Source organism: Streptomyces sp. URMC 127 (assembly GCF_051386535.1).
Lineage (GTDB): Bacteria > Actinomycetota > Actinomycetes > Streptomycetales > Streptomycetaceae > Streptomyces.
The window spans coordinates 1-7,668 of sequence record NZ_JBPQTW010000273.1 but is presented as its reverse complement, the minus strand read 5'-3'; the positions used below and the strand labels follow the sequence as shown (position 1 = coordinate 7,668).

Annotated in this window: 6 protein-coding genes; 3 read left to right on the top strand and 3 right to left on the bottom strand. The window is 73.2% G+C overall.

Annotation, left to right across the window (positions count from 1 at the left end):
* Positions 1 to 111: 111 nt before the first annotated feature.
* Entirely contained in the window at positions 112 to 663 is a 552-nt protein-coding gene (locus ACSNOH_RS31630) for a GNAT family N-acetyltransferase (protein ID WP_436724887.1), read from the bottom strand.
* Between the two features lie 146 nt (positions 664 to 809).
* On the opposite strand from ACSNOH_RS31630, the gene ACSNOH_RS31625 reads away from it, so the two are divergent.
* Positions 810 to 1,571 (top strand): MerR family transcriptional regulator, encoded by a 762-nt coding sequence (locus tag ACSNOH_RS31625; RefSeq protein WP_436724886.1) that lies wholly within the window; start codon positions 810 to 812, stop codon positions 1,569 to 1,571.
* Positions 1,572 to 1,644: 73 nt separating this feature from the next.
* Here the strand turns inward: ACSNOH_RS31625 and ACSNOH_RS31620 are convergent, their stop codons facing one another.
* Positions 1,645 to 2,853 carry a GDSL-type esterase/lipase family protein gene (locus tag ACSNOH_RS31620; RefSeq protein WP_436724885.1) on the bottom strand — a complete coding sequence of 403 codons (1,209 nt, stop codon included), beginning with the start codon at positions 2,851 to 2,853 and terminating at the stop codon, positions 1,645 to 1,647.
* Between the two features lie 399 nt (positions 2,854 to 3,252).
* Between ACSNOH_RS31620 and ACSNOH_RS31615 the strand changes: the two genes are divergently transcribed.
* Both ACSNOH_RS31615 and ACSNOH_RS31610 read left to right on the top strand, forming a co-directional pair.
* Entirely contained in the window at positions 3,253 to 4,701 is a 1,449-nt protein-coding gene (locus tag ACSNOH_RS31615; RefSeq protein WP_436724884.1) for an aspartate aminotransferase family protein, read from the top strand.
* Positions 4,698 to 5,759: an aspartate kinase gene (locus ACSNOH_RS31610; protein WP_436724883.1), complete on the top strand. Its 1,062-nt coding sequence runs from the start codon at positions 4,698 to 4,700 to the stop codon at positions 5,757 to 5,759. The genes ACSNOH_RS31615 and ACSNOH_RS31610 overlap by 4 nt, the downstream gene beginning before the upstream one ends.
* 28 nt (positions 5,760 to 5,787) lie before the next feature.
* Here ACSNOH_RS31610 and ACSNOH_RS31605 read toward each other — a convergent pair whose 3' ends face one another.
* Positions 5,788 to 7,338 (bottom strand): M1 family metallopeptidase, encoded by a 1,551-nt coding sequence (locus tag ACSNOH_RS31605; RefSeq protein WP_436724882.1) that lies wholly within the window; start codon positions 7,336 to 7,338, stop codon positions 5,788 to 5,790.
* Positions 7,339 to 7,668: the final 330 nt, after the last annotated feature.

The following is a 7,668-nucleotide window of genomic DNA, read 5'->3' as shown; positions in this document are numbered from 1 at the left end:
GGCGGGGTGCGGCCGAGCGTGCGGGCGGTCATGTCTGTCGGGCCTCCGTTCTGCGCACGGACCGGGAGGCGTTCCTCCGGCTCCGGCCGGCACCTCCCGGGGCCTACCGGCCTACCCTTCGCCGGGCCGATGATTCCCGGCCGCGAGCCGGTAGACCACGTTCCGGCGGAGCGGGCCCTCGGGCACGTCCGGGTCGTCGAAGTCGTCGGCGGGATCGTAGGCCATGCCGATACGGCGCATCACGGCCCGCGACCGGAGGTTGGTGGCGGTCGTGACGGCCAGGATCTCCGGAAGGCGGAGGCTCTCGAAGCCGAAGGCGACGACGGCCAGGGCGGCTTCGGTGGCATAGCCGTGGCCCCAGGCCGGGCGGGCCAGCCGCCAGCCGGCCTCGACGCCGGTGAACGGCATGTCCTCCTCCACCGGGTCCAGCCCGGTGAACCCGATGAACTCCCCGGTGGCCGCGACCTCCACCGCCCACCAGCCCCAGCCGCGCCGGGCAAGGTCCTCCTGGAAGCGGGCGGCCGACGCCGCGCTCTCCTGCGGCGTGAGAACGCCCGGGAAGTACCGGCGCACTTCCGGGTCGGCGTTCATGGCGGCCCACGGGCCGAGGTCGGACTCCCGCCACTCCCTGAGCAGGAGGCGTGCGGTGCGCAGTTCGGGCATTCCGCCACCATAGTGCGGCGGGCGGGAGCGCAGCGATCGGATTTCCCGTGCTCCGCCCGGGCTTGAAGTTGCCGCTGCGGCAGCTTCTACCGTCGTGACCAGGGCCGGAGAGACCGGCCCGGTGAAGAAGCGCGGGGGAGACGGCGATGGACTGGCCGATCGCGGAGGTCGCCCGGATGTCGGGCGTGACGGCCCGGACGCTGCGGCACTACGACGAGACGGGCCTGCTGCCGCCGGCCAGGACCGGCCCCAGCGGCCACCGCTACTACGGGGAGCGGCAGCTCCTGCGGCTGCAGCAGATCCTCCTGCTGCGCGAACTGGGCCTGGGGCTGGTCGAGATCGGCCGGGTCCTGGCCGCGCAGGTCGACGAGCTGGAGGCGCTGCGCGGCCACCACCGCCGGCTGCTCGCCGAGCGGGACCGGCTGGACGCCCTGGCCGCGACCGTCTCCCGCACGATCACCGAACTGGAGCAGTCCAGGAAGGACGGCACACCCGTGATCGACATCAACCGGCCCGAGAACCTCTTCGAAGGCATCCGGCCCGACCAGTACATGAAGAGCCTGCGCGACTTTCCGGAGCTCGCGGCGGCCATCGAGCGGCACACGGCGGACATGAGCGAGGCCGAGATCGAGGCCGGGCACCGCGAGCGCACCGCCCGGATGATCCGGCTGGCCGAGTTCCTGGCCGCCGGCACGCCCGCCGGCGCCGGGCCCGTGCAGGCCGAGATCGACGCCCAGTACCGGACCCTGGCCCGCATGCGGCCGGCCTCCGCCGAGGAGTACCGCGCGATCGGCCGCTCCTGCGTGGAGAACGACCACTGGCGCGCGGCCTACGAGTCGATCGCCCCGGGCCTGGCCGCGTACCAGCGCGACGCGATCGAGGTGTACGCCTCGACCCGGCTGAGCTGAACCGCCCGGTCCCCGCCGCCGCGGCCCTGCCCCCGCGGCGGCGGTCACGCCCGGCTGCGGCCGGGCCGTGGATTCAGACGGCGAACGGGCCCCCGGCGCCGAACGCCCGCTCGGCGAAGCGCTCGCCGATGCGGCGCAGGCCGGCGGCGTCCGGGTGGATCTCGTCGGGCAGCGGCAGCTCGGCGAAGTCCGCCTCGCCGTAGAGCTCGCGGCCGTCCAGGTAGTGCAGGTTCGCGTCACCGGCAGCCGTGCGCTGCGCGACGATGCGGGCGAGCTCCTCGCGGATGATGCGAAGCGTCAGCCGCGAGGGGTCCGACGGGTCGCCGAGCGCCCGGAACCGGAGCTTCCCGTCGTCGAAGACCGGTGCGCCGGGGCCCGGGGTGTCCTCCTGCAGGGGACACAGCACGGACGAGACGACCAGCAGCGGCGTGGTGGGGTGCCCCTCGCGGATGGTGTCGAGGAAGCCGTGCACGGCGGGCGCGAAGGCCCGCACGCGCATCAGGTCGTGGTTGACGAGGTTGATGCCGAGCTTGACGCTGATGAGGTCCGCGGGGACGTCCCGCATGGTGCGCGCGGTGAACGGGTCGAGCAGCGCGTTGCCGCCGAAGCCCAGGTTGACCAGGTCCACGCCGCCCAGCGCGGCGGCCAGCGCCGGCCAGGTCTCGGTCGGGCCCGGCGCGTTGGTGCCGTGGCTGATCGAACTGCCGTGGTGCAGCCATACCCTGCGGCCGCTGTCCGGCGCGGCCTCGACGGGGGCGTCGGTGCGCAGCGCGATCAGCTCGGTGCTCTCCTTCTGCGGCAGCCAGATCTCGACGTCCTTCTCGCCGGCGGGCAGCCGCTCGAACCGCACGGTGCCGGGCGGGCCCGGCCGGTGCTCCACGGCCTGCGTGGCCAGGTCCACGGTGGTGACGCTGCCGCCGCTCGCCTCGGCCCGCCCGGCCCTCCTGCCGTCGACGACCAGATCGTACGCGCCGCCCGGCATCGGCGGTATGCCCTTGTAGACCGTCTTCGTGTGCAGCACGTCCAGCTCGACGGCGGTGGCCCGGGTGCGGAAGACGAGCCGCACGCCGGAGGGCTGGGCCTCCATCGACGCCAGGGTCGGGTCGGGGAACTGCCGGCGGACCCAGGCGGGCAGCCGGTGCGGCTTCACGCCCGTGGCGGTGCGCTCCGCTTCGATCGCGCCGCGCAGGAAGCGCTCCTCGACGGGGGTGGTGATCCAGCCGGTCGGAGGTGCCTCCTCGCGCGCGTCGGAGCCGGGGGTGTCGTTGAGCGGGGAATTCATGGTCACAGCCTGTCAACCTAGTAGATGATCCGCACACGAATTTCGCGCGGGGACCGCCGGGCGCGAGCGCTGTGACGGCGTGTAGCCGTCCGTGCTCATTACCGCGGTCCGGCCTCATCACGGCCTGCGCGGGTCCGCGTCGGCGGAACTCCGTAGGATGGGAAACGGCAAAGATCTCCTTTCCGGAGGAAGTGATGGGAAGCGGACCGTTCCGGCCGCCCCGCCGTCCCGGCCCCGGCGGCCCGTGGCCCGCATGTGAGGCACCCGCCGCACGGAACCGGCAGATCCCGCGCTGAGGCGCCTGCGCAGGCGGCGCCGGATCCGGCCGGCCTCGTCCACCGCAGTGCACCGCACGCCGCCCCCGATGCTTCCCGCCCGGCGGCACACCGTGGAGGCACCATGACACCGTCCCCGCAGCCCGGCACCCCGAGGGCGCCGTACGTCCGCGGTGACCTGCCCGGCCCCCGCTCGGCCGAACTCCTCGCACGCCAGGAGCAGCGGGAATCGGCGGCCCGCACCTACCCCCGCCACCTGCCGATCGCGCTGGCGGACGGCGAAGGCAGCTTCGTCCGGGACGTCGACGGGAACGTCTTCATCGACTTCCTCGCCGGTGCCGGCGTGCTCTCGCTGGGCCACGGCCACCCCGAGCTCGTCCGCGCCGTGGCCCGCCAGCTGGACGTCCTCGCCCACGGCCTGGACTTCCCCACACCCGCCAAGGACGAGTTCACCGAAGCCCAGCTGTCCATGCTGCCGCCGGAGCTGCGGGACCGGATGAAGGTGCACTTCTGCGGGCCGACCGGCGCCAACGCCGTCGAAGCCGCCGTCAAGCTCTGCAAGACCGCGACGGGCCGCGGCGACATCGTCTCCTTCCGGGGCGCCTTCCACGGCAGCACGCACGCCGCGATGGCCCTCAGCGGCCTCGTGTCCCCCAAGGAACCCGTACGCAACGGAATGCCGGGCGTCCACTTCTTCCCGTACTCCTACTGCAGCCGGTGCCCCCTCGGCCTCGAACCCGACAGCTGCGCCACGAACTGCGCCGCCCAGCTGGAAGACGCGCTCCACGACAGCAACGGAGGCATCCCCCTGCCCGCCGCGGTGATCATCGAGCTGGTGCAGGGCGAGGGCGGCACCATCCCCGCCCGCCCCGAGTTCGTGCGGCGCGTCCGTGCACTCACGCGGGAACTCGGCATCCCCCTCATCGCCGACGAGGTGCAGACGGGCTGCGGCCGCACCGGAACGTGGTTCGCCTTCGAGCAGTACGGCATCGAGCCGGACGTCATCGTGGCGTCCAAGGCGCTGAGCGGCATCGGCATGCCGGTCGCCCTCATCCTCTACGACGCGGCCCTCGACGTCTGGTCGCCCGGCGCGCACATCGGGACCTTCCGCGGCAACCAGCTGGCCTTCGCCGCCGGAGTCGAGGCGATCCGCATCATGCGGCGCGACGACGTCCTCGGCAACGTCCGGGAGCGCGGCGAGCAGCTCGCGGACCGGCTCGCCGAGCTGACCGCCGACCCGTGGGTCCGCGACGTGCGCGGCCGCGGCCTGATGTGGGGCATCGAACTGGCCGACCCCGGCGGCGGCCGCCCCGCGACCGGCGTCGCCTCCGCCGTCCAGGCCCACGCGCTGCGCCACGGCCTCATCGTCGAACGCGGCGGGCGCGACGACGCCGTCGTCCGGCTCCTCCCGCCCCTGAACGTCGCCCCCGACGTCGTGGACACCGCCTGCTCGATCCTCGTGGACGCCGTCTCCGCATGCACCCCCCGCACCACCGCCCGGCCCGCCCGGCCCGGCGCCGGGCACCCCGCCCCGGCGGCCGGGCGGCCGGGGCAGAGAGGAGCCACCCGATGAACCTCATCGTCCAGAAGTACGGCGGCTCCTCGGTGCGGAGCACCGAACGGATCAAGCACGTGGCCGAGCGCATCGTGGCGACGCACGACGAGGGCCACGACGTCGTCGTCGTGGTCTCCGCCATGGGCGACACCACCGACGAGCTGCTCCGCCTCGCACGGGAGGTGACCTCCACCCCCTCGCCGCGCGAACTGGACATGCTGCTGGCGGCCGGCGAGCAGGTCTCCAACGCACTGACCGCAATGGCGATCCAGGACCTCGGCGGCCGCGCGTGCTCCTTCTCCGGCCCGCAGGCCGGCGTGATCACCACGGCGACCCACGGCCGGGCCCAGGTCATCGCCGTCGAGCCGCAGCGCGTCCGGGCGGCCCTCGACCGCGGGGAGATCGTGCTGGTCGCCGGATTCCAGGGGCTCAGCCGGGAGACCGGGGAGGTCACCACCCTGGGGCGCGGCGGCTCTGACACCACGGCGATCGCCCTGGCGGCCGCGCTCGGAGCCGAAGTGTGCGAGATCTGCACGGACGTGGACGGCGTCTACACCGCCGACCCCAAGGTCTTCCCCGGCGCCCGGCTGCTGCGCCACGTGACGTACGAGGCCATGCTGGAGATGGCCCTCCAGGGCGCCGAGGTGCTGGCGCTGCGCAGCGTGGAGTACGCCCGCCGGCACGGGGTGACCGTGCACGTGCGGTCCTCCTACCACGGCCTCCCAGGCACGGTGGTGTCGGACGCGGCGGCCGCGGCCGAGGCCCTCGTGCCACGGGCGGAACCGGCCGTGCCGCCCGCGGCCGCCATGCCTCCCGTGCCCTCCGTTCCCCCCGTCCCGAGGGGACTGGGGAACCGGGACGGCCCCGGCTCCACGGAGAAGATCTTCCGGGCCTTCGCCGGAACCGGCCCGGCGGCCGCCGGAGCCGCCGGACAGGCCGGGCAGGCCGGACAGGCCGCGGCGCCGGAGCCCGCACCGCAGGCCTGCTCCGCGAGCTCGTCCGGCGAGCAGGCGGGCATGACCGGCTGCGCAGCGGCCGCCGCGCGCATCGCCGCGCCGCGCAAGGCGGCGGGGTGACGCCCGCGGGGAGCCGGCCTGCATGCAGTCAGCGCGTGATCGTCCCGCAGTGCCGCGCCGCCGCTTCGATCCTCTTCCAGGACTTGGGCTCCGGGACCCCGGCCTGCGAGCCGGCTTCGTCCTGACCCCGGGCCCGGGACGGCTTCGCGAGTGAGGGCGCGCCGCCGCTGCCGCCCGCCCGCGGCATCGGCGCCGGCTTCGACGGCGTGAACAGCCAGGCGTCGAAGAGCGCCCGCAGCGGCTTGCCGGAGACCCGCTCCGCGAGGCGCACGAAGTCCTGCACCGAGGCGTTCCCGTGCCGCCGCTCCTGCTGCCACTGCTTGAGGACGGCGAAGAAGTCCTCGTCGCCGACCTGGTTGCGCATGGCCTGCAAGGCCATGGCCCCGCGCTGGTACACGGCGCCGTGCAACACATGGTCCGCGCCCGGGTCGGCGGGCTTCACCTGCCAGAACGGGTCGTCGGCCGGAATGGAGGCGTAGGCGTAGTCGGCGATTTCCTGGGCGGTGCCCTCGCCTTCCTTCTCCGACCACAGCCACTCCGCGTACGTCGCGAAGCCCTCGCTCAGCCAGATGTCGCTCCAGTTGCGTACGGAGACGCTGTTGCCGAACCACTGGTGCGCGATCTCGTGCACGACCACTTCCCTCAACGCGCCGTTCTCGAACAACCGGGGCGCGTAGAACGGTCTCGTCTGCGTCTCGATCGCGCCGCGGCCCGGCACGTTCGGCACGAAGCCGCCTGCCACGGCGAAGGGGTACGGCCCGAAGAGGGAGCTCTCCCAGTCGATGACCTCGCCGGTGCGCTCCAAGCTGGCCTTCGCCGGGGCGAGGTTGTCCCCGAGGTCCTTGCTGTAGGCGTTGACGACCGGGATGCCGCTCGCGGTCGTGCCCTCCGTGATGTCGAACTTGCCGATGGCGAGCGTGCTCAGGTAGGAGGCCTGCGGCTGGGTGGAGCGCCAGTTGTAGCGCGTCCAGCCCAGCTTCGAGGTCTTCGAGGCGAGGACGCCGTTGCTGATCGCCTGCAGCCCGTCCGGTACGGCGACGGAGATGTCGTAGGTGGCCTTGTCGGCCGGGTGGTCGTTGCCGGGGTACCACCAGGGCGCCGACGTCGGTTCGCCCGCGACCAGCGCACCGTCCGGGGTGCGGAGCCAGGCCCCGTAGCGGCCCGACTTCTTCTCCGAGGGCGTGCCGCTGTAGCGGACGACGACCGTGAGCGAGCCGCCCCGCTCCACGGCCCTGGCGGGCGTGACCTCCAGCTCGTACCCGCCGGGCCGGGCGAAGGTTGCTTTCTGCCCGTTGACCAGGACCTCGTCGACGTCGAGGAGGAAGTCGAGGTTGAAGCGGCTCAGGTCCTGGGTGGCGGTGGCGAGGAGGGTCGCCGTCCCTTCCAGGCGGTCCGTCCGCGGCTGGTACTTCAGCCGGAGGTCGTAGTGCGAGACGTCGTAGCCGCCGTTGCCGGCGTCTGCGTAGTAGGGGTCCCCGATACCGGACGCACCCGGCGACGGAACGGCGGCCGAGGCCGGTACGGCGAGCAGCAGGCAGGCGGCGGCAGCGCTGGCGAGGCTCGTTAATCCGCGACGCATGTGATCGTTCCCCACTCGTAGGCAAGATCGGTTCAGCGCAGCCTACGAAGGGAACGGGTGTGCGGGAAGGGTGAATGCGGGGAGTTCCGCACCGCTTCGGTGGGTGATGAAGCCGGGCCTGTGGTGTGAGGCGGCCCATGAGGCCTGGATCACTTACGAATTGCTTTAGTGCTGACGGGGGCGGAATCCGGGGGATGGGGGCGCGAATTTCGTGCGGCTATGAAAGTCGGTCGTAGGTCACAGTGCTTGTCAGGGGTTTTCGCCGCCGCTAACAATTGCGGGGTCGCTGGGCGCCGTCGACCGAGAAACGGCGCTTCGTTTTTGCGCCGC

Coding starts and splice junctions, on each gene's coding strand:
- ACSNOH_RS31620 (WP_436724885.1), bottom strand. CDS start 2,853: ATGAATTCCCCGCTCAACGACACCCCCGGCTCCGACGCGCGCGAGGAG.
- ACSNOH_RS31615 (WP_436724884.1), top strand. CDS start 3,253: ATGACACCGTCCCCGCAGCCCGGCACCCCGAGGGCGCCGTACGTCCGC.
- ACSNOH_RS31610 (WP_436724883.1), top strand. CDS start 4,698: ATGAACCTCATCGTCCAGAAGTACGGCGGCTCCTCGGTGCGGAGCACC.
- ACSNOH_RS31605 (WP_436724882.1), bottom strand. CDS start 7,338: ATGCGTCGCGGATTAACGAGCCTCGCCAGCGCTGCCGCCGCCTGCCTG.
- ACSNOH_RS31630 (WP_436724887.1), bottom strand. CDS start 663: ATGCCCGAACTGCGCACCGCACGCCTCCTGCTCAGGGAGTGGCGGGAG.
- ACSNOH_RS31625 (WP_436724886.1), top strand. CDS start 810: ATGGACTGGCCGATCGCGGAGGTCGCCCGGATGTCGGGCGTGACGGCC.